21 protein-coding genes are annotated in these 25,159 nt (G+C 58.8%); 8 read left to right on the plus strand and 13 right to left on the minus strand.

What is annotated here, in order from left to right; translation table 11 throughout:
• Positions 1–28: 28 nt before the first annotated feature.
• Positions 29–1,012, plus strand: coding sequence for a UDP-glucose 4-epimerase GalE (gene galE, locus AT6N2_RS16155; RefSeq protein WP_209090190.1), 984 nt, complete (start codon positions 29–31; stop codon positions 1,010–1,012).
• 88 nt (positions 1,013–1,100) lie between these two features.
• Here the strand turns inward: galE and AT6N2_RS16160 are convergent, their stop codons facing one another.
• A complete protein-coding gene (locus tag AT6N2_RS16160; RefSeq protein ID WP_209090191.1) occupies positions 1,101–1,673 on the minus strand; it encodes a PRC-barrel domain-containing protein in 573 nt (190 codons plus the stop codon).
• A gap of 233 nt (positions 1,674–1,906) precedes the next feature.
• Between AT6N2_RS16160 and AT6N2_RS16165 the strand changes: the two genes are divergently transcribed.
• Positions 1,907–3,631 carry a sensor histidine kinase gene (locus tag AT6N2_RS16165; protein ID WP_209090198.1) on the plus strand — a complete coding sequence of 575 codons (1,725 nt, stop codon included), beginning with the start codon at positions 1,907–1,909 and terminating at the stop codon, positions 3,629–3,631.
• 256 nt (positions 3,632–3,887) lie between these two features.
• Here the strand turns inward: AT6N2_RS16165 and AT6N2_RS16170 are convergent, their stop codons facing one another.
• Both AT6N2_RS16170 and AT6N2_RS16175 read right to left on the minus strand, forming a co-directional pair.
• Positions 3,888–4,874, minus strand: a complete 987-nt coding sequence (locus tag AT6N2_RS16170) for a sensor histidine kinase (RefSeq protein ID WP_063947230.1) — start codon at positions 4,872–4,874, stop codon at positions 3,888–3,890.
• 95 nt (positions 4,875–4,969) lie between these two features.
• The gene (locus tag AT6N2_RS16175; protein ID WP_063947229.1) at positions 4,970–5,764 is read right to left on the minus strand and encodes a response regulator; all 795 of its coding nucleotides are present in this window, start codon (positions 5,762–5,764) and stop codon (positions 4,970–4,972) included.
• A gap of 137 nt (positions 5,765–5,901) precedes the next feature.
• On the opposite strand from AT6N2_RS16175, the gene AT6N2_RS16180 reads away from it, so the two are divergent.
• Both AT6N2_RS16180 and AT6N2_RS16185 read left to right on the plus strand, forming a co-directional pair.
• On the plus strand, positions 5,902–6,108 hold the full coding sequence (locus AT6N2_RS16180; RefSeq protein ID WP_063947228.1) for a NepR family anti-sigma factor: 207 nt from the start codon (positions 5,902–5,904) through the stop codon (positions 6,106–6,108).
• Entirely contained in the window at positions 6,108–6,674 is a 567-nt protein-coding gene (locus AT6N2_RS16185; protein ID WP_063947259.1) for a sigma-70 family RNA polymerase sigma factor, read from the plus strand. The genes AT6N2_RS16180 and AT6N2_RS16185 overlap by 1 nt, the downstream gene beginning before the upstream one ends.
• A 60-nt stretch (positions 6,675–6,734) precedes the next feature.
• Here the strand turns inward: AT6N2_RS16185 and AT6N2_RS16190 are convergent, their stop codons facing one another.
• Positions 6,735–7,205 (minus strand): Lrp/AsnC family transcriptional regulator, encoded by a 471-nt coding sequence (locus AT6N2_RS16190; RefSeq protein WP_209090199.1) that lies wholly within the window; start codon positions 7,203–7,205, stop codon positions 6,735–6,737.
• A gap of 175 nt (positions 7,206–7,380) precedes the next feature.
• Here AT6N2_RS16190 and putA point away from each other — a divergent pair, with 175 nt between their 5' ends.
• Positions 7,381–11,055 carry a trifunctional transcriptional regulator/proline dehydrogenase/L-glutamate gamma-semialdehyde dehydrogenase gene (putA, locus tag AT6N2_RS16195; protein WP_209090201.1) on the plus strand — a complete coding sequence of 1,225 codons (3,675 nt, stop codon included), beginning with the start codon at positions 7,381–7,383 and terminating at the stop codon, positions 11,053–11,055.
• 38 nt (positions 11,056–11,093) lie between these two features.
• Here the strand turns inward: putA and AT6N2_RS16200 are convergent, their stop codons facing one another.
• The 4 genes from AT6N2_RS16200 to AT6N2_RS16215 all read right to left on the minus strand — a co-directional run bounded on the left by AT6N2_RS16200 (position 11,094) and on the right by AT6N2_RS16215 (position 15,435).
• On the minus strand, positions 11,094–11,921 hold the full coding sequence (locus AT6N2_RS16200) for an ABC transporter ATP-binding protein (RefSeq protein ID WP_209090203.1): 828 nt from the start codon (positions 11,919–11,921) through the stop codon (positions 11,094–11,096).
• An 8-nt stretch (positions 11,922–11,929) separates the two neighbouring features.
• A complete protein-coding gene (locus AT6N2_RS16205; RefSeq protein WP_063947224.1) occupies positions 11,930–12,709 on the minus strand; it encodes an ABC transporter permease subunit in 780 nt (259 codons plus the stop codon).
• Between the two features lie 15 nt (positions 12,710–12,724).
• Positions 12,725–13,678 carry an aliphatic sulfonate ABC transporter substrate-binding protein gene (locus AT6N2_RS16210; RefSeq protein WP_209090205.1) on the minus strand — a complete coding sequence of 318 codons (954 nt, stop codon included), beginning with the start codon at positions 13,676–13,678 and terminating at the stop codon, positions 12,725–12,727.
• A 227-nt stretch (positions 13,679–13,905) separates the two neighbouring features.
• Positions 13,906–15,435 (minus strand): L-piperidine-6-carboxylate dehydrogenase, encoded by a 1,530-nt coding sequence (locus AT6N2_RS16215; protein ID WP_209090207.1) that lies wholly within the window; start codon positions 15,433–15,435, stop codon positions 13,906–13,908.
• Positions 15,436–15,645: 210 nt separating this feature from the next.
• On the opposite strand from AT6N2_RS16215, the gene AT6N2_RS16220 reads away from it, so the two are divergent.
• Entirely contained in the window at positions 15,646–16,548 is a 903-nt protein-coding gene (locus AT6N2_RS16220; protein ID WP_209090209.1) for a LysR family transcriptional regulator, read from the plus strand.
• Between the two features lie 11 nt (positions 16,549–16,559).
• Here AT6N2_RS16220 and AT6N2_RS16225 read toward each other — a convergent pair whose 3' ends face one another.
• Entirely contained in the window at positions 16,560–17,540 is a 981-nt protein-coding gene (locus AT6N2_RS16225; protein ID WP_209090212.1) for a glutathione S-transferase family protein, read from the minus strand.
• A gap of 104 nt (positions 17,541–17,644) precedes the next feature.
• Positions 17,645–18,532: a DMT family transporter gene (locus tag AT6N2_RS16230; protein ID WP_209090214.1), complete on the minus strand. Its 888-nt coding sequence runs from the start codon at positions 18,530–18,532 to the stop codon at positions 17,645–17,647.
• A 378-nt stretch (positions 18,533–18,910) separates the two neighbouring features.
• On the opposite strand from AT6N2_RS16230, the gene AT6N2_RS16235 reads away from it, so the two are divergent.
• Together AT6N2_RS16235 and AT6N2_RS16240 are read left to right on the plus strand one after the other, a co-directional pair.
• The gene (locus tag AT6N2_RS16235) at positions 18,911–20,242 is read left to right on the plus strand and encodes a UDP-glucose dehydrogenase family protein (RefSeq protein WP_209090216.1); all 1,332 of its coding nucleotides are present in this window, start codon (positions 18,911–18,913) and stop codon (positions 20,240–20,242) included.
• 86 nt (positions 20,243–20,328) lie between these two features.
• Positions 20,329–21,348, plus strand: coding sequence for an NAD-dependent epimerase (locus AT6N2_RS16240; protein WP_209090218.1), 1,020 nt, complete (start codon positions 20,329–20,331; stop codon positions 21,346–21,348).
• Here the strand turns inward: AT6N2_RS16240 and AT6N2_RS16245 are convergent, their stop codons facing one another.
• The 3 genes from AT6N2_RS16245 to AT6N2_RS16255 are packed head-to-tail and all read right to left on the minus strand — an operon-like array spanning position 21,349 to position 25,110.
• Entirely contained in the window at positions 21,349–22,395 is a 1,047-nt protein-coding gene (locus AT6N2_RS16245) for a glutathione synthase (RefSeq protein ID WP_209090220.1), read from the minus strand.
• A gap of 10 nt (positions 22,396–22,405) precedes the next feature.
• Entirely contained in the window at positions 22,406–24,283 is a 1,878-nt protein-coding gene (locus AT6N2_RS16250) for a flavohemoglobin expression-modulating QEGLA motif protein (RefSeq protein WP_144578488.1), read from the minus strand.
• Complete coding sequence (locus tag AT6N2_RS16255; protein WP_209090221.1) at positions 24,280–25,110, minus strand: N-formylglutamate amidohydrolase; 831 nt, start codon at positions 25,108–25,110, stop codon at positions 24,280–24,282. The genes AT6N2_RS16250 and AT6N2_RS16255 overlap by 4 nt, the downstream gene beginning before the upstream one ends.
• Positions 25,111–25,159 lie beyond the last annotated feature (49 nt).

Here is a 25,159-nt window from a genome sequence, read left to right on the forward strand (position 1 = left end):
GCGTCCATAATTTTCTGAAAGGCAATTGATGAAGAAGAAAGTTCTTGTCGTTGGCGGCGCCGGTTATATCGGTTCGCACACCTGCCTGCTGCTCTCTGAAAGAGGCTATGAGCCCGTCGTTTTCGACAATCTGTCCAATGGGCACGAGGAATTTGTCCGCTGGGGGCCATTTGAACAGGGCGATATTCGCGACCGGGCACGGCTGGACGAGGTTTTCGCAAAACATAAGCCTGAAGCGGTCCTTCATTTCGCCGCGCTGATCGAAGTCGGCGAATCCGTCAAGCAGCCGGTTGCCTTCTACGACAATAACGTCGTCGGATCTCTCAACCTGCTTTCCGCCGCCATCGACGCTGGCGTGACGGCCTTTGTTTTCTCCTCCACCTGCGCGACCTATGGTTTGCCTGAACAGGTGCCGATCGATGAGACACATCGCCAAGCGCCCATAAACCCCTACGGCCGCACCAAGTGGGTCGTAGAGCAGGCACTGAAGGATTATAGCACCTATAAAGGCCTGCGCTCGGTAATGCTGCGCTACTTCAACGCCGCCGGCGCGGACTTTGAAGGCCGCATCGGTGAATGGCACAAGCCTGAAACCCACGCGATCCCGCTTGCCATCGAGGCAGCGCTAGGCAGGCGACAGGGCTTCAAGGTGTTCGGCACCGACTACGATACGCGCGACGGCACATGCGTGCGCGATTATATCCACATCCTCGATCTCGCCGACGCGCATGTGCGGGCGGTGGACTACCTGCTCGGCGGCGGCGAGACTGTCGAGCTCAATCTCGGGACCGGAACTGGCACCACGGTGAAGGAATTGCTGGCCGCCATTTCTGAAGTTTCCGGCCGTCCCTTCCCTGTCGAGTATACGGAGCGCCGCGATGGGGACTCGACGACCCTCGTAGCCAACAACGACAAGGCGCGGGACGTTCTCGGCTGGCAACCGCGTTACACGCTACACGACATCATCAAGTCCGCCTGGGCGTGGCATTCCTCCCGCAACGCTGGCGACTGAGCACAAAAAAGCACCGACCTTTCGGTCGGTGCCTCGCGCGGGACTGCCAGTTCAGGCCTGTCCCGCTCCTGCCTCCCAGGTAACCTTATCAGGGCTTGGTGGCGGAAGTCGTCGTGCCGTCAGGCGTCGCCGGTGCAGCAGCATTCTGCTCGCTGGCCTTCTGCTCGAGGGTCTTGAACTCGGGCGCGGCCTTCAGCGTTTCTGCCGTTTCGGTCGTCGTCAGGCGAATGGTGCCGTCCTCGACGTTACGGGTCATCGTGATCTTCTCCATGGGAACGGCGACGTCCTTTGCGCCGATTCCGAGGAAGCCACCAACGCCGATGACGGCTGCGACCAGACCGCCATCCTGTTCCATGATGAGGTTTGTCACGTTACCGATGCTTTCATCGGCACCAGTGTAAACGGACTTGCCGATATAGTCGTTCGCGCTCACCTGATTTTCACCCTGCTGAGTGATGTAAGCGCCGCCCGTGGTTGCAGCAGCGGTGTCACCAGCTGTCGGGGCGGAAGGGGTCATCGGTGTAGCAGAAGGGCTTGCCGGCTCGGTTGCGCCCGGGGTTGCCGGTGCCGGCTGCGTCGTTCCCTGAGCGATGGCAAGCGGCGCGAAAGCGGTGGTACCCATCAGAGCGGCGGTAAACAGAGTTGCGAGTTTCTTGGTCATTTTCGTACCTTCCTTTCATCGTTCTCAACTGGCCGGCGGGGACATTTCCTCCGCTCCTCGACCGGTTCGACTGGCAAACGGCATGGTTGTTAAAATAGTTCCGATTTTTCCGATCACGGCTTCGGGAGATGTCGTGAACCACAACATCACAAGGTAAAAAATCAGCCATTGCTAATGAGCCGTCGCGCGCTATTATCCATGTGTAACAAAGGGATAAATGCCGGAGTTTTCACATGCCTCGACCCGGCAACAGACTGATGAACATAGTCTCGGCTTTGCGTCGGCGCGGCGCGAATTTTTTCCCCACAGCCTCGATCGGCACCTATCTGGTGGTCATGGCAACCGTAACGACGCTGCCGCTGATCCTTTTCGTCGGTTACCTCACGATGAGGCTGGAAGCAGAGAAACGCGATGACCTGCAAAGGGAAACGATCGAGGATGTGCGCACCGTTTCCCGCAACATCGATCGCCGCCTCCAGGAAATCGCCACCTCGCTCAATCTTCTTTCACAGTTTCCTGAACTGGAAAGCGGAAATCTAGCGGCATTCCAGGGACGGGTCGCTGACAGTCTGACCAAAGACGGGCTTTATGCCATTCTGGCAACAAAGGATGGGCAGCAGCGGCTCAACACCCGAGTTGCCTACGGTCAGCCTCTCAGCAGGGTGCCTGAGGGGGCAAATCTCGCCAAGGCAGCCGACGCCCGTCGCATCACCGTATCTGACATTTTTTTCGGCAACATCAGCAAAGAGTGGGTTTTCAATGTCACCCTCCCGCTTGATGAAGAACTGCATGCGGCGGGGGACGCGCTGATCCTGACACAGAATGCGAGCGATCTCAGCCGGCTGATCTCCACGGAGAACCTGCCACGAAACTGGGCGGTCGCGATTATCGATGGAAACAACCGCGTCGTCGCCTCCACGTCGCAGGACCAGGCGGAGGTCGGCAAGCCTTTTTTCAACGCGGACCTGCTTACCGAAATGCAGGCGTTCAGCGGCAACCTTCTTGACGGTAAAGGCAATCTTTACGCCTATGCCCAGTTGCCCGGATGGCAATGGAGGACGGTGATGTGGGGCCCAATGGCCGCCAGTCAGGCCGCGCTCATCGACACCTGGCGGCAGATGATGATCGGCAGCCTTGTGCTGGTGCTGATCGCGATCGGCGGTGCTTATCTCGTGGGGCGGCAGCTGCGCCGCTCTATCCGCGACCTGACACGCATGGCGGAACGGATCGGCGAAGGCGAGATTGTCGCGCCCGTCGATACGAAGATCAAGGAAGCCAATCAGGTCGCCTATGCGCTTTCCAACGCATCCTTCGACAGAAGCCAATCGGAAGAGCGCCTGCAATTGCTGCTGCACGAGCTGGTTCATCGTTCCAAGAATATCCTGACGCTTGTTCAGGCAATGATACGGCAACTGGGGCGGGAAAATAAAAGCATTCCCGAATTTCAGAAAGAAGTGGACCACCGTCTGCGCGGCCTCGGAATGTCGATAAGGGCACTGGCGGAGGTTCAATGGCAGGGCCTGCACATTCACAAGCTTATCGAGACACACCTCGAAGTTTTCGGCTCGGTAGCGCAACGGGTCACGCTTGAGGGTGATGATTTCATGCTCTCCCCCGAGGCCGCCCAGAATTTCGGTCTGGTTGTCCACGAGCTGACGACGAACTCCATCAAATACGGCGCGCTCTCGGTCCCGTCCGGGACTATTACGATCCGATGGCGGCTGCATGATACGGACGGGCGGCAGATGATTCATCTGGCTTGGACGGAAACAGGCGGCCCCGCGGCCAGCGAACCGAGCCGGAAAGGTTTTGGCACAACAGTCATAAAGAGGCATGCAGAAGGCGCGTTCGGCGGCCAAGTGATAACGACATATCGGGCGACGGGGTTCGAATGGTCACTGGAGGCCCCGATGCGCTATTTCACGCCGAAACGAACAGAACAGACAGACGCGCCTTAAGACGATGCGTAAACCCTAAAATTCCAGGTTCTGCGTCTTGTCAAAAAAATGAATTTTCGTGGAACCTATTTCGTTCAGGCGTGTTGTTACTGCAGGCCAAGCAATTCCCCCGTCCCCGCCTGAAGCTTGGCCCGAAATAAACAGGTTTCGCCCCTGAAAACCTGTCCTAATAATAGCACGGCTCTTTCAAGAGCCGTGCTATTTTTTATTTTGGCAAACTTGGAGCAGGCTGTTTCCCGCTGCCAAGCTCCAGGTTTCAGCCGTCCATGTCGCGTGAGGGAAATTTGAGCCGGTAGACGATCCGCTCGGGTGTAAGATGATACTCAGCGGTTCCGCCGAGGGCAGACGGCACCACCTTTTCCAGCACAACGCTTCCGAAGCTGCCGCGCCGTGCCTCGGACGGGTCTTTCGAGGGCGTCATTGGCTCGTTCCATTCAACGATGTAAAACTCGTCTTCCTGGCGACATTGAAGCATAATGGGCGGATGGAAGGCAAGATTACCGCCGTGGCTGACGGTGTTGACAACGAGCTCATGGAAGGCGAGCCCGATGTAAAGTGCACCGTTCGGGTTGAGCAGGAGGTTTTCACCCTCCATGTGGATCAGGTTGGGGTATTCGGGGACGTAAAGGTCGAACTGCTGACGAAGCAGCTCGAATATACGCGCGCCCCTCCAATCGGAATCCGTGATGAGATCCTGGCTTTGGGCGAGTGCATGCAGCCTGCCCCGGAACTTGCGAAGGAAATCATCCTTGGTGAGACTGAAACGGGCCGTCTGCCCGGCGAGGCTCTGAATGATCGCCAGCAGGTTCTTGGAGCGATGGCTGACCTCCCGAAGCAGCGATCGTAAAAGCTGCTCACGACGCCTTTCCGCCGTCACCTCGCGGATGGTGGTTTTCATCACCATCTGGTTCGCTTGGTTAAGCGTGGAGTGGATCTGAAACTGAAAGACGCGGTCATGACCGGCATTCACTTCCAGCATGCCACGGCTGCCTGCCGTCTTCATATCCTTTTTCAGCTCGCCGAGACGTACGGAGAGATCAGTACCGAAAAGATTTTCATCGGTAGGACGTGAATCGGCCGGAATTTTCCAGATGTCAGGCAGGTTGGCCACGAAAATGTAATCGCGGTTCCAGTCCTGCAACATGACCGTCTCGCCCGAATCGAGCAAGGCAAGGACGAGCGAATCGTGAAGTTCGCTTTCGTCCCTATCCGCGTTATGCCATGCCAGCCGATGCAAATTCATCTCCTTGCAGAAAGTCGTGGCGCAGTCCCACGACCGTAACCGCCAACGTCCGGGCACCAGACTGGTTCCCGGTTAATCCGCGGTTTCGGCAACTTTCACGCCGCGACGCGTGAGCTTTCATTGAAGAACAGAGCTTGGCTGATAAGCGCTTTTACCATGTCCGGATTGAACGGCTTCGTGACGAGGAAGGTCGGCTCCGGCCGCTCGCCTGTCAGAAGACGTTCGGGGAATGCCGTAATGAAGATCACCGGGAGGGTGGTCATCTGCAAAATGTCCTTCATGGCATCCAGACCGGAACTGCCATCGGCGAGCTGAATGTCCGCCAGGATCATCTTCGGCTGTGTGCGATGGAAAAGATCAAGTGCTTCCGTGTGGGTACGGGCGATGCCGGTGACGCGATGGCCAAGATCGGTAACCATCTGCTCGATATCCATGGCGATCAGAGGCTCATCCTCGATGATCATGATGTCGGTCGCGACCTGGCGGGCGATTTCAGAGGCCGCCTCGTCGATCAGCTTGCCAATCTGGTCTTCCGACACCTTCAGGACTTCCGCAGCTTCAGATGGCGTGAATTCTTCGACGGTGGTCAAAAGAAAGGCCTGACGGGCGAGCGGCGGCACGGCAGAGAGGTTCGCCGAGGCGCGTTTTTCCCATCCTGACAGATTTTCATCGGCCTTAATGTTGATGGTGACGGAACTAAAGATCGACACGAACAATTGATAAAGCGAAACGCGATCGTTGCTTGTCTGCGGAAAGATGCTGATGTCGGCAATGAGCGCCTCAAGCGTCGCCGCAACATAGGCATCGCCGGTCGATTGTGAGCCGCAAACGGCACGCGCGAACCTGCGAAGATATGGCAGGTGCGGTGCGATGCGTGTAGAAACTGACATGGAATTCTCCCCTTTCATGCGGCTTGCAGCGCAAACCTGAGATAACAACGCACATGCCCAAAAAAAAGTTCCAGAGCCCCGGAACTATTTTTTTCGTCGCGCATTCTTAGCCTGACACAAAAGGAATACCGGACGTTATGAGCATTTTTCAATCGGACCAAGACCAGCCGGATAATCCGGCCGCCCCCCAGGTTCCGCACTCCGGGCGGGCGGTGATTTCCCGTAAGCTCAGGGAGCTTTACGATGCCGTCCAGGACGAGGGCATCCCTGACAAGTTCCTCGATCTTCTCGAAAAACTCGATGAAGCCGAAAGCAAAGCCAACGTGAAGGCTTCGGGGGAATGATGGCGAAAGAGCCGGAGAAGACAGAATACAATTTCAAACGGGAAATGCTGGCGGCGCTGCCAAATCTTCGCGCCTTCGCAATTTCCCTCATTCGCTCCAGAGATCGTGCTGACGACCTTGTGCAGGACACGATCATGAAGGCGTGGGCGAAACAGGACAGCTATCAGCCGGGCACCAATATGCGGGCTTGGCTGGTAACAATCCTGCGCAACGAATTCTACAGCCAAATCCGCAAGTCGGGTCGAGAAGTACAGGACACCGATGGGGTCTATACCGCCCGCATGTCCGTACCGCCCGAACAGCATGGATCAGTCGATCTTCAGGACTTCCGCTCTGCGCTCGCGAAACTGCCCGATGATCAGCGCGAGGCCATTCTGCTGATCGGCGCCTCGGGCTTCGCATACGAGGAAGCGGCAGAGATCTGCGGTTGCCCTGTCGGGACGATCAAGAGCCGTGTCAGTCGCGCCCGATTGCGCCTCCAGGAGCTGCTTGGCATCGAAAACGAGAATGAGTTCGGTCCTGACGCGCAAATGACGGCAGTGACCGCCGCTGCTACGGCGCGGTGAGCGAACGACATCTAACGTATCGAACGGGCAGGCGGACGTCTGCCCGTTTTTCGTTGGGCGCTATATGCCGGTTTCCTTGACCGACTGCATCACCACGAAGGTAGATGTGTTTGCGACGGACGGAAGGCTCGATATTTTCTCGCCGAGAACCCGTCGGTATTTGCGGATATCGCTGGTGCGGACCTTCAGAAGATAGTCGAAGGCTCCTGCAATCATATGGCACTCTTCGACCTCCTTGATCTTGCGCACCGCGGTGTTGAACTCTTCCAGCGCTTTTTCCCGCGTGTCAGACAGTTTCACCTCGGCAAAGGCGATGTGATCGACGCCCAGTTTGTGCGGATTGAGCATGGCGCGGAAACCGAGGATGTACCCCTCATCCACCAGTCGCTTCAGCCGCGTCTGGCACGGGGTCTTTGAAAGACCGACTCTTTTCGAGAGTTGCAGTACGGACATGCGGCCATCTTCGCTGAGCGCCTCGAGAATCTTGAGATCGAAATGATCTAGACCGTCTGTTTTTTGAGTATTTGCCATCCTATTTTACGCCAATCTCGATTGATAAAAGTTCATATTGCCTGTTCTATCCTGAAAATAAGGCCATAGCAATTTTTGCGGCGGTGATATTGTGTGACCCAGGATGACAGGCGGCGGGCGGAGGAAACGCTGCCGCCGACGATCTGCCTTCAACAGCGTTATCAGGATTTTCAGAATGGCCGATGGTGCAAGCAACGCCGGTGTAGTGGCGAATGGTATCTTCCAGAATTTCGCGCCGGCAGTGCGCGAGCAGAGCCCCCTGCGCAAGGCGATCACGGCGGCTTATCGCCGTGCCGAAGAAGAATGCATGGCGCCGTTGATCGAGGCAGCGACGGTAACGGCTGATGAGGCGAAAGCCATTCGCGCCACCGCCCGCAAACTTATCGAAGCCCTGCGCGCCAAAACGAAGGGCACGGGCGTCGAGGGGCTGGTGCAGGAATATTCGCTGTCAAGCCATGAAGGTGTGGCGCTGATGTGCCTTGCCGAGGCACTGCTGCGCATTCCAGACACCGCTACCCGCGATGCACTGATCCGCGACAAGATCGCCCGCGGTGACTGGAAGTCCCATATCGGCGGAGGGCGCTCGCTCTTCGTCAATGCAGCCACCTGGGGCCTTGTCATTACCGGAAAGCTCACCTCGACCGTCAACGACAGCGGGTTGTCGGCCGCTCTGACGAAGCTGATTGCCCGGGCCGGCGAACCCGTTATCCGCCGCGGCGTCGACATGGCCATGCGCATGATGGGCGAACAGTTCGTGACGGGCGAAACGATCGGCGAAGCGATCAAGCGGTCGAAGCCGCTGGAGGAGCATGGCTTTCAATATTCCTATGACATGCTGGGCGAGGCGGCGACCACCGCCAGGGATGCCGAGCGCTATTATAAGGATTATGAAAACGCCATTCACGCCATCGGCAAGGCCTCTGCCGGTCGCGGTATCTACGGCGGGCCAGGCATTTCCATCAAGCTTTCGGCGCTTCACCCGCGATACGCCCGCTCGCAGGCCGAACGCGTGATGGCGGAACTTTTGCCCCGCGTGAAATCGCTGATGCTGCTCAGCAAACAATATGACATCGGCCTCAACATTGATGCGGAAGAAGCCGACCGGCTTGAGCTTTCACTCGACCTTCTGGAAGAACTGGCGCTCGACAAGGACCTCGCAGGCTGGGATGGCCTCGGTTTCGTCGTGCAGGCCTATGGTCGTCGCTGCCCCTTCGTTCTGGATTACATCATCGATCTTGCCCGCCGTTCGGGCCGCCGTATCATGGTGCGTCTCGTCAAGGGCGCCTATTGGGACGCGGAAATCAAGCGCGCGCAGGTGGAAGGACTGGAAGACTTCCCGGTCTTTACCCGGAAAGTGCACACCGATGTCTCCTACATTGCCTGCGCCCGCAAGCTGCTCGCCGCGCGCGACGTCATCTTCCCGCAGTTTGCGACCCACAACGCGCAGTCCATGGCGACGATCTACCATCTCGCCGGCCCTGACTTCAAACCCGGCGACTACGAGTTCCAGTGCCTGCACGGCATGGGCGAGCCGCTTTACAGCGAAGTCGTCGGCAAAAAGAAGCTCGACCGGCCCTGCCGGTTCTATGCCCCCGTCGGTACCCATGAGACGCTGCTGGCCTATCTTGTCCGCCGTCTGTTGGAAAACGGTGCGAATTCGTCCTTCGTCAACCGCATTGCCGATCCTGCCGTGCCGGTGGATTCCCTGCTGGAGGACCCGGTCGCGGTCGTCAAGTCCTATGCCGTTCCCGGCGCACGCCACGATCGCATTGCAGCCCCTGACGGCCTGTTCGGCCCGGAACGAAAAAATTCTTCGGGCCTTGACCTTTCCAGCGAAACGACGCTTTCCGCCCTCAATGAAACGCTGAAGGCGGGCGCAACAAAGGAGTGGACGGCCGCCGCACCACAGGCGAACGGCGAAACCCGCCCGGTTCGCAACCCTGGTGACCATAATGATATCGTCGGCTATGTCACCGAACCGACGCAAGCCGATGTCGAAGCGGCCATGCAGCGGGCCGCGGCCTCTGGCTGGCCCTCAACCCCGGTCAACGAACGCGCCGCCTGCCTGGAACGCGCAGCAGACGCCATGCAGGCCGAAATGCCTGCACTGCTCGGCCTCATAATGCGCGAAGCCGGCAAATCCATGCCGAACGCCATTGCCGAGGTGCGTGAGGCGATCGACTTCCTGCGGTACTATGCCGGGGAAGCCCGTAAAAATCTCAAGGCCGGCGAAGCGCCGCTTGGCCCGGTCGTCTGCATCAGCCCGTGGAACTTCCCGCTCGCCATCTTCATCGGTCAGGTGACGGCGGCGCTGGTTGCCGGCAATCCGGTTCTCGCAAAGCCCGCTGAAGAGACGCCGCTGATCGCCGCGCAGGGCGTGCGCCTGCTGCTTGAGGCAGGGGTTCCGCAGGATGCCGTGCAGCTTCTGCCGGGCGACGGCAAGACGGGGGCAGCACTTGTCGGATCGCCGCTGACGGCGGGCGTCATGTTCACCGGTTCCACGGAAGTGGCGCGGCTGATTCAAGGCCAGCTTGCCGGCCGGGTTCTGGCCAATGGCCAGCCGGTGCCGTTGATTGCCGAGACCGGCGGCCAGAACGCCATGATCGTCGATTCCTCGGCTCTTGCCGAACAGGTCGTCGCCGACGTCATTGCCTCCGCCTTCGACAGCGCCGGCCAGCGCTGCTCGGCATTGCGCATTCTGTGCCTACAGGAAGACGTGGCGGACCGCACGCTGACCATGCTGAAAGGCGCATTGCACGAATTGGGCATCGGCCGCACGGACCGGCTCTCGGTCGACGTCGGCCCCGTCATAACCGCTGAGGCCAAGGGCATCATTGAAAAGCATATCGAAGGTATGCGCGCGCTTGGCCACAGGATCGAGCAGATCACGCTTGCCGGCGAAACCGGCAAGGGCACCTTCGTGCCGCCGACCATCATCGAGATGAAATCGCTTGCTGACCTGAAGCGCGAGGTCTTCGGGCCGGTGCTGCATGTCATCCGCTTCAAGCGCGACAATCTCGACCGGCTGATCGATGACATCAACGCTACCGGTTACGGATTGACTTTTGGACTGCACACACGTCTCGATGATACGATCCAGCATGTGCTTTCCCGCGTGGCGGCCGGCAATATGTACGTGAACCGCAACATCATCGGCGCGGTGGTCGGCGTGCAGCCCTTTGGCGGCCGCGGCCTTTCCGGGACCGGCCCCAAGGCCGGCGGCCCGCTCTATCTTGGCCGCATGACGGAGAAAGCACCGAAGATCGACCGCATCGCCAGCCAGCAAGATCAGGCTGCGGTCGAACTCGCCCGCTGGCTGGATGAAAACGGCGAGACCGTTGCGGCCGAGGCCACACGCCAGGCTGCAGCGCATTCCGGCCTGGGCTTTGAGACGGAGCTTGCCGGACCCGTTGGCGAGCGCAACGTCTACGCGCTTCATCCGCGCGGAAAAATCCTGCTAGTGCCGGCAACCGAACAGGGGCTTTACCGCCAGCTCGCCGCGGCGCTCGCAACCGGCAACACCGCTGTCATCGACAATGTATCGGGATTGGAAAAATCCACCTACGGCCTTCCGGCAACTGTCACATCACGGATTGTCTGGGCGGATGAATGGTCGAAGGCCGGTCCCTTCGCAGGGGCGCTTGTCGAAGGGGATGCGGAGCGGGTGGTAGACGTGAACAGGAAGATCGCCGCCCTTCCGGGACCGTTGGTTCTGGTTCAGGCCGCAACCACGGAGGCGCTCGAGGGTGACAGCCAGCCTTACACGCTGGATTGGCTCGTTGAAGAGGTTTCCGTCAGCGTCAACACCACGGCGGCTGGCGGCAACGCCAGCCTGATGAGCATCGGCTAAACACGAAACCGGCGGGGCTCAGGCCCTGCCGGTCAACCTCATCCGTTGCTCTCGCCACGGCCAAAAAGCTGGTCCAGGACCTGCTCTTCCAATTTGGCAAACTCGGCGGTGCCGTGGCGACGTGGGCGCGGCAATTTTACATCGAGGTCGAGCGCGATGCGCCCTTCATCGATGACAACAATGCGGTCTGCGAGCGCAACGGCCTCCGAGACATCGTGGGTGACGAGGACGGCTGTAAATTTCTGCTTGCGCCAGATGCGTTCCAGAAGAAGCTGCATTTCGATGCGGGTGAGCGCATCGAGCGCACCGAGCGGCTCATCCAGCGCCAGTATCTGCGGATGGGCGACAAGGGCGCGTGCCAAGGCCACGCGCTGCTTCTGGCCGCCGGAGAGGACGTAGGGCCATTCCCCTGCCCGGTCCTTCAGGCCGACCTCTTCAAGAATGGCAAGCGCCTGCTCCTGCGCCGCTTCGCCTTTGGCGATGCCAGTCAACCCAACGGAAACATTGCTTGCGATCCTCTCCCAAGGCAGCAAGCGCGGCTCCTGAAACATCATGCGGGTTCGGCTGGATGCATCCTTCGACACGGTTCCGGTCGTCGGCGTGTCGAGGCCCGCCAGAATGCGCAAAAGCGTGCTTTTGCCGCAGCCGCTCTTGCCGATGATGGCCAGAAACTCGCCTTCCCGCACATCGAGATCGATGCCGCGCAGAACGGGTTTATCGCCAAAACTCTTCGTGACGTTTCGAAAACTGAAGGCAACCTTGCTTTCGTCCAGTTTGGCGCGTTCCACAATCCGCGCTTCGGTTCCGGATGGAAGGGATTGCGTAGCGTCGGGGCGTCTCAGCGTCGTCACATTACCGTTCGACATGGGTTACCTCAGGCTTTCTTGAAGGCTGGATGCCATTGCAGGAAGACGCTTTCCAGGAAGCGGGCGAAACTGTCGGCGAGCTTGCCGAGGAGTGCATAGATGAGGATCGACAGAACCACGACATCGATCAGCAGGAATTCACGCGCCTGCATCGCCATGTAACCCAAACCGGACGATGAGGAGATTGTTTCTGCGACGATCAGCGTCAGCCACATGATGCCAAGGGCATACCGCAATCCGGTAAAGATGGATGGCAGCGCGCCCGGCAGGATGACCCTTCGAAACAGCGTAAAGGGCGTCATGCCGTAGGTCCGGCCCATCTCCACCAGTTGCGGATCGACACCCTGAATGCCGAGCAGCGTGTTGATGTAGATGGGGAAAAACACGCCGAGCGCGACCAGAAAGAGCTTGGCTTCCTCATCAATGCCGAACCATAGGATGACGAGCGGAATGAGCGCCAGATGCGGGATGTTGCGGATCATCTGCAGCGTCGTATCGGTGAAGCTTCGGGAAAATCTGGAGAGACCATTTGCCAGCCCGAAAATGAAACCGATGGAGCCCCCGATGGCGAAGCCTGCGAGTGCCCGGGCAGAACTTACCCCGATATTGGCAACAAGCTCGCCGGATAGGAGCAGACGCCAGAATGCTTCCGCGACGGCGGAAGGTGCTGGCAGGACGTTAGCCGAAATCACCCCCGCCCTTGCTGCCGCCTCCCACCCTACGAGGATGAGTGCGGGAAGCAGCCAACCGATGATACCGCCAAACTCGATGCGCTTACTGCTGCTCACGGCATATCCTCCGGCTCAGTTCGTCGCGCCCGACCAGACAGCATCCTTGATGCTGATCTGTTTCGGGATAAGGCCGAGACGATAAAAGCGATCGGCGGTTTCCTGCTGGCTGGGGATGATCTTGTCATCGATCTTGGTAATGCCAAACTCCGAGCGGTTGGCGGCAAGCGTTTGCGCCTCGAGCGGAACACCCGTCACCTCATGCAGCGCCGAAGCAACCTTGTCGCGATTGGCGGCGGACCACGTCGCGGCCTCTCCGAGCGCATCGATCGTCGTGTTGATGGTGTCGCCATGCGATTTGGCATAGTCCCGGTTGGCGAGGAAATAGGTTTTGACATCAAGAATGTCGCTCGTCCGCGCAAGAGTGACAGGCTTGTAGCGGGTTTCGGCTATCGCGTAGAAAGGATCCCACACTGCCCAGGCATCGATCTTGTCGCTGGCAAAAGCGGCGGCAGCATCGGCGGGGCTAAGATAGGTCACCTCGATATCGCTGAATTTCAGGCCGTTCTTTTCCAAAGCCGCTACCAGAAGATTGTGAGCACTGGTGCCTTTGCCGACCCCAATCTTCTTGCCCTTGAGATCAGCCACTGACTTGATGCCGCTTTCAGTCTTGGTAAAGACCGCCTCGCCCTTGCCGTTCGAAGGAAGCGCCGCGACGTAAACAATCGCCGAACCTGCCGCCTGTCCGAAAATCGGCGGCGCATCCCCCGTCCAGCCAACATTGATGGAACCGACATTCAGGGCCTCCACCAGCGGTGGGCCTGCCGTGAACTCCACCCAGGAAACCTTGACGCCCTTTGCCTCAAGCGCCTTTTCGATGACGCCCTGCTGCCTTGCGATAACTGGCAGGCCGGTTTTCTGGTATCCGATTTTCAGTTCTTCCCCACCTTGGGCGGAGAACGCGAGCGTTGAAAATGCGGCTGCCGCGATGAGACCGGCGGAAAGGGCGCGTCGGGTAATGGCTGGCATTTCATCTCCTATCACCAGCCCCACTGGCCGGTCTGCGATATGGAGTGATGCTAGGGTTTCCGACAAAAACGATAGAGAGACAATAATTCAATATAACTGATATGGCGGAAATAAAATTCCGCCGCCATTGGGCCTTCCCGCAAATAATCGCGGCGACATTCTTTTCGCCTCAACAAAATGCCGGCGCGAGGGGCGCCGGCATAGAGATCAATCGCAATGGCCCGAGCTTATTCGATATCGAAGGAAACGCCCTGCGCCAGAGGCAACGCCTTGGAGTAGTTGATGGTGTTGGTCGCGCGGCGCATATAGGCCTTCCAGGAATCCGAACCGGATTCACGTCCACCCCCGGTTTCCTTCTCACCGCCGAATGCGCCGCCGATTTCAGCACCCGAGGTACCGATATTGACATTGGCGATGCCGCAATCCGAGCCTTCCGACGACAGGAACCGCTCGGACTCCTGAATGTCGCGAGTGAAGATCGAGGAGGAAAGTCCGGCGGCGACAGCATTATGCGCGTCGATCGCCTGGTCGAGATCGCTGTACTTCATGACGTAGAGGATCGGGGCGAACGTCTCTTCCAGAACGGGGCCAACCTGCTTGGGCATTTCAACCAGTGCTGGTTTTACGTAATAGGCATCTGCCGCACCCGTATCCACGCGGTCGCCGCCGTGTACCGCGCCACCGGCCGCCTTGGCGGCCTCGAGCGCCTTCTGCATGCCGTCAAAGGCCGCCTTGTCGACCAGCGGGCCGACGAGTGCGGAACTTTCCAGCGGATTGCCGACGGAGACGGAGGCATAGGCTTTCTTCAGACGCGGCACCAGCTCGTCATAGACGCTGTCATGCACGAAAAGGCGGCGAAGCGTGGTGCAGCGCTGGCCGGCCGTGCCCATGGCGCCAAAGGCGATGGCGCGCAGCGCCATGTCGAGATCGGCAGACGGGCAGACGATGCCGGCATTGTTGCCGCCGAGTTCCAGAATGGCGCGGGCGAAGCGCTTTGCCAGGCGCGGGCCGACATCACGGCCCATGCGGGTGGAGCCGGTGGCCGAGACGAGCGGTACCTTTGGATGATCGACCAGCGCCTCGCCAACAGCGCGGTCACCGATCAGCAACTGGGACAGGCCTTCCGGCGCATCGCCAAAGCGGGCCGCGGCGCGCTCGAAAATGCCCTGAACGGCAAGAGCCGTGAGCGGGGTCTTCTCCGAAGGCTTCCAGACAACCGAGTTACCACAGACGAGGGCAAGTGCGGCATTCCACGACCAGACGGCAACGGGGAAGTTGAAGGCCGAGATGACGCCGACGACACCCAGCGGATGCCAGGTCTCCATCATCCGGTGGCCGGGCCGTTCGGTGGCGATGGTGAGACCATAAAGCTGGCGGGACAGACCGACGGCGAAATCGCAGATATCGATCATTTCCTGCACTTCACCGAGACCTTCGGACGGGATTTTGCCCGCTTCCAGCGAAACGAGACGGCCAAGATCGGTCTTGAAGGCGCGCAGTTCTTCGCCCAGCAGGCGGATCAATTCGCCGCGGCGGGGCGCCGGCACGTTGCGCCAGGTCCGGAAAGCCGCATCGCCCTTTTCGATCACAGCAGCGACGCCTTCGACCGACACGGTTTTGAGGCTCGCGATCTGCTCACCCGTGACGGGGCTGAAGGACGCCATGTCGCCACCGGTATAGAGATCGCGGTCAACGCCCATCCTGTCGAGCAGGGCCGCAGCTTCCTGTTTCACGTCGAGCTTCGTCATCGCATCCATGTCCATCATCCTTTTGGTTGAAAGGGAGGAAAGGCCGCTTGACACGGCGCCTTCAACTCCCGCCACTCTTCTTTCCCCGAATTTTTCGTTCGTTCTCTGAAACTGCGCCGGCATTGCCGGGAAACGCCGTTCCATTCTTTCCCGTAATCATATATGACCATAACAACCCGTTTCCAATGAGAAACGCGGGTAAGTTGATGCGAGAATGGAATGGACCCGCGCAGAAGACTGGTTCCTGATATCGTCACCCTGCTAGCGTTCGAATGCGCGGCACGGCACGGCAATTTTACGCGCGCGGCCGAAGAACTCAACCTCACGCAGAGTGCGGTGAGCCGGCAGATCGGCGAGCTGGAAGCGCAGACGGGCATGCAGCTTTTCGAGCGTATCCGCAGACGGGTTGTCCTGTCAGAGGCGGGCCGGAAATTTCTGCCGGACGTGCGGCGCCTGTTGCAGCAATCCGAACAGTTGATGGTGCGTGCAGTTTCTGCCGGTACCTCCCACGCATCGCTCTCCGTCGCGACACTACCGACGTTTGGAAGCCGCTGGCTGATGCCGCGCCTCTATCGCTTCATCGATGCCAATCCTGATATGACGATCACCATCGGCTCACGATCCCACCCCTTCGATTTCGATGAGGAGGGTTTCGATCTCGCCATCCATTATGGCCAGCCGGTCTGGGCGCACGGCACCTGCACCTTCCTGTGCAATGAGGTCATCGTTCCTGTGGCGAGCCCTTCCCTGCTTCGCCGCGCCGGCGTGACCCATGTCCAGGATCTGGCCGCAAAGCCGCTGCTTCATGTGACCACCCGCCCGAAGCTCTGGACGGAGTGGCTGGAAATGAACGGAGTGATGGCAGACAATGCCTACCAGGGCAGCCGTTTCGATCAGTTTTCGATGATCATCGAGGCCGCAGCGAGCGGCATCGGCTTCGCCCTCCTGCCACGGTATCTGATCGAGGCCGAACTGGCGTCCGGCCGCCTCGAAATCGTTTTTGACATCCCCCTGCAGACCGACAAGAGCTATTATGTCGCCCTGCCGGAAGGACGGCAGGACAATGCGCTTGCCCGCAGCTTCCAGGCGTGGCTGCTCGACCAGGTCGGCAGACCAGTCTGAGTGCTGCTTCTTCAGCCTGCCCAGCCCGAGGCGACGTCGTCCAGCCCCGGAAGATCAGGACCAACAGGAACGATACGGGTCGGATTGAGTGCTTTGATGGAATAATAGCCGCGCTTGATATGGTCGATATTGACCGTTTCGCGCACGCCTGGAATGTCCAGCACCCGCATCATATAAGCCTGTAATGCGGTATAATCTGCGATACGGCGAAGATTGCATTTAAACAGGCCGTAATAGGCAGCATCGAAACGCACCAGCGTCACAAAAAGCCTGACATCCGTCTCGGTGAGCTGATGGCCGAAAAGAAAAGGTCCACCTGAAAGAAGGCGATTTTCCAGCTCCTGGAGCGTCGAGAACACATCTGCAAAGGCCTCTTCATAAGCCCCTTGTGTGGTGGCGAAACCGGTTCGGTAAACGCCGTTGTTAAGGCGCGGATAGATGTGGTCGTTAAGCGCATCGATCTCGTTGCGCAGCGCTTCGGGATAGAGATCAACGCCATTATCGGCAAGATTACCAAAGCCGTCATTCAGTATCCGCAGGATATCGGCAGACTCGTTGTTGACGATGGTTCTCGTCTTCTTGTCCCACAAAACCGGCACTGTGGCGCGACCGGTGTAGTGTTGGTCCGCACTGGTATAGACCTCATGCATATGGATGAAGCCGTTGAGCATATCGCGGTCCGAACCCGGATAGTCACCGAATTTCCAGCCTTCGTCCGAGAGTGCCGGCTCCACCACCGAGACCGAAATGACATCTTCCAGCTTCTTCAGCTTTCGCCCGATCAGCGTCCGCGACGCCCAAGGGCAGATCAGCGCGACGTAAAGATGATAACGGCCAGCTTCCGCCGCAAAACCGCCCTCACCCGTTGGTCCGGCAGAACCATCTGGAGTTACCCAGTTGCGGAAACCTGAAGTCTGGCGAACGAAGCCGCCTTTCGTGTCGGTCGCCTGCACCGGATGCCATTCGGCGGTCCATTTTCCATCCACGAGCATTTGCGGCTCCCCGTTCATCTATCGATGAACGCCATATGGAACGGGTCGTCATCCTTTCACAAGACACGCTTCGGTTGACGCACTGTTTCAAACCACGAATGATTTCAAAGGCGATTGCGGAAAAACGGGTTCCAGCGCACTGTGCCCAGCCTCACCTTTTCGCGGATCATCGTCAGCAACCCCGATGCGGCGATGACGGCGAGCCCGAGCACGGCGATGGCATCAGGATATTCATGGAAGAACGTCATGCCAATCGCTACGGCCCAAAGGATTTGCGAATAATGCGATGGCGCGATCTGGCTTGCCGGCGCAATACGGGTTGCGACCAAGAGGGTGATCTGACCCGTTGCCGTGCAAAGCCCGATGAAAGCGAATGCGAGCAACTGGTGCAAATTGGGCACGACGAAATCGGGGATTGCGGCAATTCCATTGAAGGTCAAACCATAGATCAACAGCACACCCATGATCGAGGTGCGCTTTTCCTTTCCCGCGAGCGAACGCAAGAGCACTATGGTCATGGCAGCAAGGAAGGCGACACCGATGGCGGCGATGTGCCCGAGCTCCAGAGTCTTGAACCCCGGCCGTACGACGAGGATGACACCGACGATGCCGGCGAGTACCGCCGCCCAGCGCCAAGGGCCGATATTCTCCTTCAACACAAAAGCTGACAGCACGGTCACGAAGAGCGGTGACAGGAAGATCAGTGCATAGGCTTCCGCCAGCGGAATGGTGGTGAAGGCATAGATGCCGAAAATACCCGCAAAAAGGCCGGAAATCGCGCGGCCATGCACGGCAAAGGGGCGACTCATGCGCCAGAATTCACGCCATCTCTCTTCCCGCGGCTTGCTGAAGAAGATGAAAATGCCGGAAAACAGGATGCTGAAGAAACCGATTTCAAAAACGCTGATCTGAGATCCCAGCGACTTGATGGTGGCATCGCCCATGGAGAAAGTCGCATAGGCGAACAGACCGAGCAGAAAACCCTTTTGCATTCGACTTCCCCGAACATAGACCGCAACGCAAAGCGTATCCCAGTCGCGTGACACGCGACCCGGATGCCCCTGTAGGGACAGACAGTCTGGCAGATTTGATCCTCACCCTATGGCTAGACCCGGCTACCTATGAGTGCAAGCCGCAAAACCGGCAAAATTGGGCCATCCTCCAACATCGATGCAAATGGCTGCGAGGTGCGGCAAATTTGTCCCGCGGGGCATCACATCACCGTCACGGAAAGCGGTTAGCCGGTGATGATAAAGGGGCTGGTGCCTGACACGATGGCGGCTAACCATTGCGACGGTTTTTTTCATCCGCCAGTTTCCCCATCGGCTGCCGATGCGTTACCATCGCCCTGCTAACCGAAAGGAAAACGAATGCGAATTGTAATGATTGGTTCGGGTTATGTCGGTCTTGTGTCCGGCGCATGCTTTGCAGATTTCGGGCATGACGTGGTTTGCGTCGACAAGATGCCGGAGAAAATCGAGGCGTTGAAAAGCGGCCATATACCGATCTTCGAGCCGGGTCTTGAAACCATCGTCGCCAACAATACCAAAGCGGGCCGGTTGAGCTTCACCACCGATCTTTCGGCAGCCGTGGCCAATGCCGATGTCGTCTTCATAGCGGTCGGCACGCCGTCGCGGCGCGGCGATGGGCACGCCGATCTGGGCTATGTCTATGCGGCGGCAAAAGAGATTGCCCATGCGCTCGACGGCTTCACCGTCATCGTCACCAAATCGACCGTTCCCGTCGGCACTGGCGACGAGGTGGAACGCATCATCCGCGAGGAAAATCCATCTGCCGATTTTGCCGTGGTCTCCAATCCGGAGTTTCTGCGCGAAGGCGCCGCCATCGAGGATTTCAAGCGGCCGGACCGCATCGTCGTCGGCCTTTCGGACGAGCGCGCCCGCCCGGTCATGACCGAGGTGTATCGACCGCTTTACCTCAACCAGTCGCCGCTCCTTTTCACCACCAGAAGAGCGTCCGAACTGATCAAATATGCCGCCAATGCTTTCCTGGCGATGAAAATCACCTTCATCAACGAGATGGCTGATCTATGCGAAAAAGTCGGTGCCAACGTACAGGACGTCTCGCGCGGCATCGGCCTGGACGGCCGTATCGGGTCGAAATTCCTGCATGCCGGGCCGGGCTATGGCGGCTCATGCTTTCCCAAGGATACGCTGGCGCTTGCCAAGACCGCGCAGGATTATGACGCACCGGTGCGACTGATCGAAACCACCATTGCCATCAACGACAACCGCAAGCGCGCCATGGGCCGCAAGGTCATCAATGCCGTGGGGGGCGATGTGCGCGGCAAGAAGATTGCTGTTCTCGGCCTCACCTTCAAGCCGAATACGGACGACATGCGCGACAGCCCGGCCATTGCCATCATCCAGACCCTGCAGGATGGCGGAGCGAAAATTGTGGGTTACGATCCCGAAGGCATGACGAATGCCCGGCACCTGATCGAAGACATCGATTATGCAACCGGCCCTTACGAGGCGGCGCAGGACGCCGACGCCGTGGTTATCGTGACGGAATGGAACCAGTTCCGCGCGCTCGATCTACCGCGTCTCAAGGCCATCATGAAGAGCCCCGTTCTGGTGGATCTGCGCAATATCTACCGCACGGATGAGGTTGCCGCCCATGGCTTCACCTATGCCGCCGTTGGTCGTCCGCACGAAAGCAGCCTCGACCAGGGGGCATGAAGGTTCCATTTTTACAATTTCATTAATAGATTTTCAGCGTTTCGGTCAGATCGCAAACGCGCCAAACAATTCAGGATATGGTCATCATGCGTTATCTGGTTACAGGCACTGCCGGTTTCATTGGCTTTTACGTCGCGAAACGGCTGTTGGATGCCGGCCATTTCGTCACCGGCTTCGACGGAATGACGAAATATTACGATGTCAGTCTCAAGGAAAAACGCCACGCCATTCTTTCCCGCTCTAACGGCTTTCGGGCCGAAATCGGCATGCTGGAAGATGTGGATGCCTTGAAGCGTGTCGCAGAGGCCGCAGAGCCGGAAATCATCATCCATCTCGCCGCGCAGGCCGGCGTCCGGTACAGCCTCGAAAACCCGCGCGCATACGTCGATTCAAATCTCATCGGCTCCTTCAACATGCTGGAGCTTGCGAGAAGCCTGGAGGTGAAGCACCTGATGCTGGCGTCGACCTCCTCCATCTACGGTGCCAACGAGAAAATCCCGTTTGCGGAAAGCGACAAGGCCGATGAGCCGATGACGCTTTATGCGGCCACCAAAAAATCGATGGAGCTGATGGCGCATTCCTATGCCCATCTTCACAAGCTTCCGACGACTGCCTTCCGCTTCTTCACCGTCTACGGACCATGGGGACGCCCGGATATGGCGCCGATCAAGTTTGTTGACGCCGTTTCCAACGGCCGGCCGATCGACATTTATGGCCAGGGTAATATGAGCCGTGACTTCACCTATATCGACGATCTCGTCGAAGGCATTGTGCGGCTAAGCCAGATCATCCCTTCCGAGGAAAACCGGGTCACCGAGGACGGCGTCATCGATACACTTTCCCGCCACGCGCCGTTCCGCGTCGTCAATATCGGCGGCGGCCAACCGGTGGAACTGATGCATTTCGTCGAAACGGTCGAAAAGGCGGTGGGAAAACCGGCGATCCGCAACATGCTTCCGATGCAGCAGGGTGATGTTCCGCGAACCTTCGCGTCGCCTGATCTTCTCCGGGCTTTGACCGGTTTTGTGCCGCACACTCCGGTCGAAGAGGGCATCAAGGTCCTCGTCGCCTGGTATCGCGAGATGAACGGCCCACTGCAGGAATAATCAAAGGGTCGCGAGCAGGCGGTTCGATAGCGTGCCGCCCGATGCCGCCTGCATCGACACCTTGGTCTCGACGGCCTCTATGATCGTATCGCTGAAGTCCACATTGGTAAGCTCCAGGATGTTGGATAGGCCGCCGGGCGAAAAGACGTTCACTTCGAGTATCTTGTCACCGACGATATCGAGACCCACCAAAAACATCCCGTCTTCGACGAGCTTTGGCCGCATCATTTCGGCAAGCTCGACGATGTCGTCCGTCACCTTCACCGCTTCGGCGGTGCCGTTGGCGTGAATATTGGAACGCAGGTCGCCCTTGGCCGGAACGCGGCGAAGCGCGGCATATTGGCCATCGCGCATCAGCGGCCTGCCGTTCATCATGAAAAAGCGGACGTCGCCTTCCTTCGCCGCAGGGAGATAGGCCTGCGCGATGAGATAACCTTCGAGGCTGACCGCCTCGAAAATCTGGTTGAGATTGGCTTCCTTACTGGACCCGATCTTGAAGACGTTCTTGCCTCCGGACCCCTGAAGCGGCTTGACGATGACACCCTTGGGATGGGCGTCGGCGAATGCGCGGATTTCCTCGACATTCCGGGAGATAAGCGTCGTCGGCCGCACGATCTCGGGGAAGCTCTGGAAATAAAGCTTGTTCTGCGCAAGCGCCAAACCTTCCGGATCATTGAGCACGACGACGCCGCGCTGCTCGGCAAGCCTGCCGAACAGAATACCGGCGTGAACCGCCCAGGGTCTGGTCGTCTGGTCGAGCGAGGGATCGTTGCGCAACATCAGCGCATCGATTTCCTCCACATCCATGGTCATCCGCTCGAGCGACTTGTCCTGCAGGGCGGCATGAAAGGCTTCGGGTTTCTTGTATTTTCCTTTACGCATGATCGTCGCATGGACGGCCAGCGTGTCGTCGGAGCGCAGGGTAAAATCGCCGGGCGTCAGATAGACCACCTCGTGGCCGCGATTGAGCGCCGCCATGGCCAGCAGACCGGTTGCGAAGGTCGGACCTTCGGTTTCGATGGAATTGACGAAAAATGCGATACGCATGGAGCCCCTCCTATAATGTCGCCAGTTCGGCAATGGATAATCCCGCACGGATCTTTTCAAGGCGTTCATTCGCCTTTGCGGGTAACAGAAATGCCGGCCGCACGCCCGGGGGCCTTAACAGGCCACGCAGCGCAAGCTCCTGCATGATTGGAAAATGCTGGGCCGCGATCTTGCCCATCCAGAATGGATCGAGCGCACCGCCCCGGCGCAAATGCTCCATCACTTCAGAAAGACCCCGCAGATAGATTGCATCCTTCGAAAGACCGCCGCCTCGATAGATGCGCAGCACCATATTGAAGGCGCCGGCCTCGTCGAAACCGTGCTCGCGCGTCATGATGCGGAAGGTGTCGACAAAGCTTGCGCCATCCAGCATCGCCGCGCAGCCGACAACGCGGCCGGCGATCAGCCGCAGGCGCTCGCGCGTCATCCCGCCGGCCAGATGCTCTGCCAGAACTGCCAATCCTTCCTGCACGCCCTCATAACCGGAAAGCCCCGTGCGGAAGAGGCGCAGGCCCTGAAACGAGCCGTTGAAATATGTAAGTAGGTGCACCCCAATCTCGTGCGACAACAGAGCCTCGACGCGGCGCTGTTCCATGACGGTGTGCCGGGAAATCAAAAGCTTCTCCCCCGTCACCATCAAGCCGGGCGGTAGGTCGTCACGAATTTCGACACGCGCCTTGAATTCCGGTTCTTCCGCCAGATAGGTCTCGATCATCTCACGCGATTTGCCAGCGACAGCGTAACAGTCCACCATCGCGATCGCGCCGCTCTCCTCTGCGCGCGGGCATTCATCGAGAACACGAAGCGCAAGCGTCAGAAGCTCCGGCTCGACAGCGCCATAAAGCGCGCGGGAGAAATCGGTGAAGGTTCGCCGGTGCAGGTTCGCGAGCATCGTCAGTTGCAGGTCGATCTCCTGCTGCTTTTCGCGATAGAGATGGTAAAGCACCGGGTCTTCGAGGTGATCGAAGACCACAGAATAAAGTTTACGTTTCTGTTCCTCCACATCGACGCCGAGCGGGCGATAAAGCAGGCGCGGCGCATACTGAAAGCCGCCGTCGCGGAATTCCTCGAAGGCGCGCCGGGCATTGATCGGCGTGACGGAAAGAAGGAAGTCGAAAGAGGAGACGATATCGTCGATCGATCGGTCAGCACGTTTCACCGCATCGACAAATGCCTTGCGGCCCAGCGCCCGGTGCGTGGTGACTTTCAGCGCGTCCATGCCGGAGGAAAAAGCCGAGAATGCCTGGAGACCCGCATCGAAGAGATCGGCGATCATTGTTTCGCGAAGGCCGGGATAATCCGCACCGGATTCCGGTTGGCGATAGATCGGCGCAAAGCGCACGCTGATGCATGGGAACTCCAGATTGGCATTCTGGAATCTGAGTATTGGATCCGCCTCAGGCTCGGGGCGGGTGATGCGAGGCGTGCGAAACCGGACCTCCGCATCGCAGACCGCCTTGATGAACACCCTGCGCGCCTTTTGCGTTTCCAGCTCCGTCGTCGCAGAGATTGAGACCTCGTAGTGCGGCAGAAAAGGTGAATCGTCCGCAAGGAGAATGTCGTGTTCCAGTTCGCCAATATCGAGAACGATAAAGGCGCCGAAACGCGCCTGCATTACAGCACCGACCGCCTTTATCAGCGGCGCGGCTTCCTGAATGTTCGAAGCGATGAGGTAGGAAGCATGGGCTGCGGCGATATCCCGGGCCGCCAAATTCTTCGTGCCGCCGGTCAGGTGCAGGCAGAGAAACGGCAGCGGCCGGTCGATATGGAGGCGGCCATCCTTCCCCACATCACGGCGGATTGCCTTTCCGGCTTCAAGGCATGATGTAACGTCATCGACCAGATCGTTCACGGACGGCGGCGCATGTCGGGCGGATGAGAGGTTCATCGCCGCGACCTCAGAAAGTCTTCGAGAACTGGTTGAAGGGACGCGAAAGTGTCCCTGATATCAGCAATGACACGCCTGTCTGGCTCACCGGTCCATTCGTCCATGAAGAATTTCTTGAACTCAATCGCGATGGCACAGCCATTCTCGGGAAAACGCTCATGGATGAAGCGGGTCTGCTCTCCCTTGCCCTGAAACGCAACGTTCTCACGCACGTCGAGGCGGCGCCCACCGATGGTGGCCGATGCAAAATGGCGACCGACGATGCTGACGACATCCCCCCAGCGGCTACGGTCCATGGAAAAGGTGCCGATATTAATGTCCGGCGCTTCCGCCTGCTCCGTCGGCGGTGCAGAAGCCCCCTGCCGACGATGATTGTAGCTGTGCACATCAAGGACCACAAAAGCGCCGTGCCGCCTTTCGACAGCCGATAGCACGCTCTCCAGCATCGCATAATAATCGGCGTGGAAGTCGAGAGAATGGGAAATTGCCTGCTCGGAGGGCTGCTCTTTCCAGACCTCAAGGCCCCAGGACTGTTCGGGTCTCAGATACACTGCCTGGTCGGCGGCGCGGTTGAGGTCGACCTCGAACCGCGAGTGGTGAACGACAATGCGGTTGGTGAGGCCGGCAATCATCTCACCGGTAAAAGGGTCTTCCTCTCTCAGACATTGCTCGTCGGACAGGGCGATAAGACCGGCGACATCGGGCCGGATCTGGTGGCCATCATGAATAGCCGTGCCAACGACCGGCGAACCGCCGAAGTCGATCGTCCAGAAGCCCTTGTTTTCGTTGATACGCTTGCCTTCACCGTCGTTTGTTCTGGCTGACATGCTGCCTCCCTGCATCCGGGGGTAAAACAGCACGACCTCAGCATTTGTT

Source organism: Agrobacterium tumefaciens (genome assembly GCF_017726655.1).
Taxonomy (GTDB): Bacteria; Pseudomonadota; Alphaproteobacteria; order Rhizobiales; family Rhizobiaceae; genus Agrobacterium; species Agrobacterium tumefaciens_B.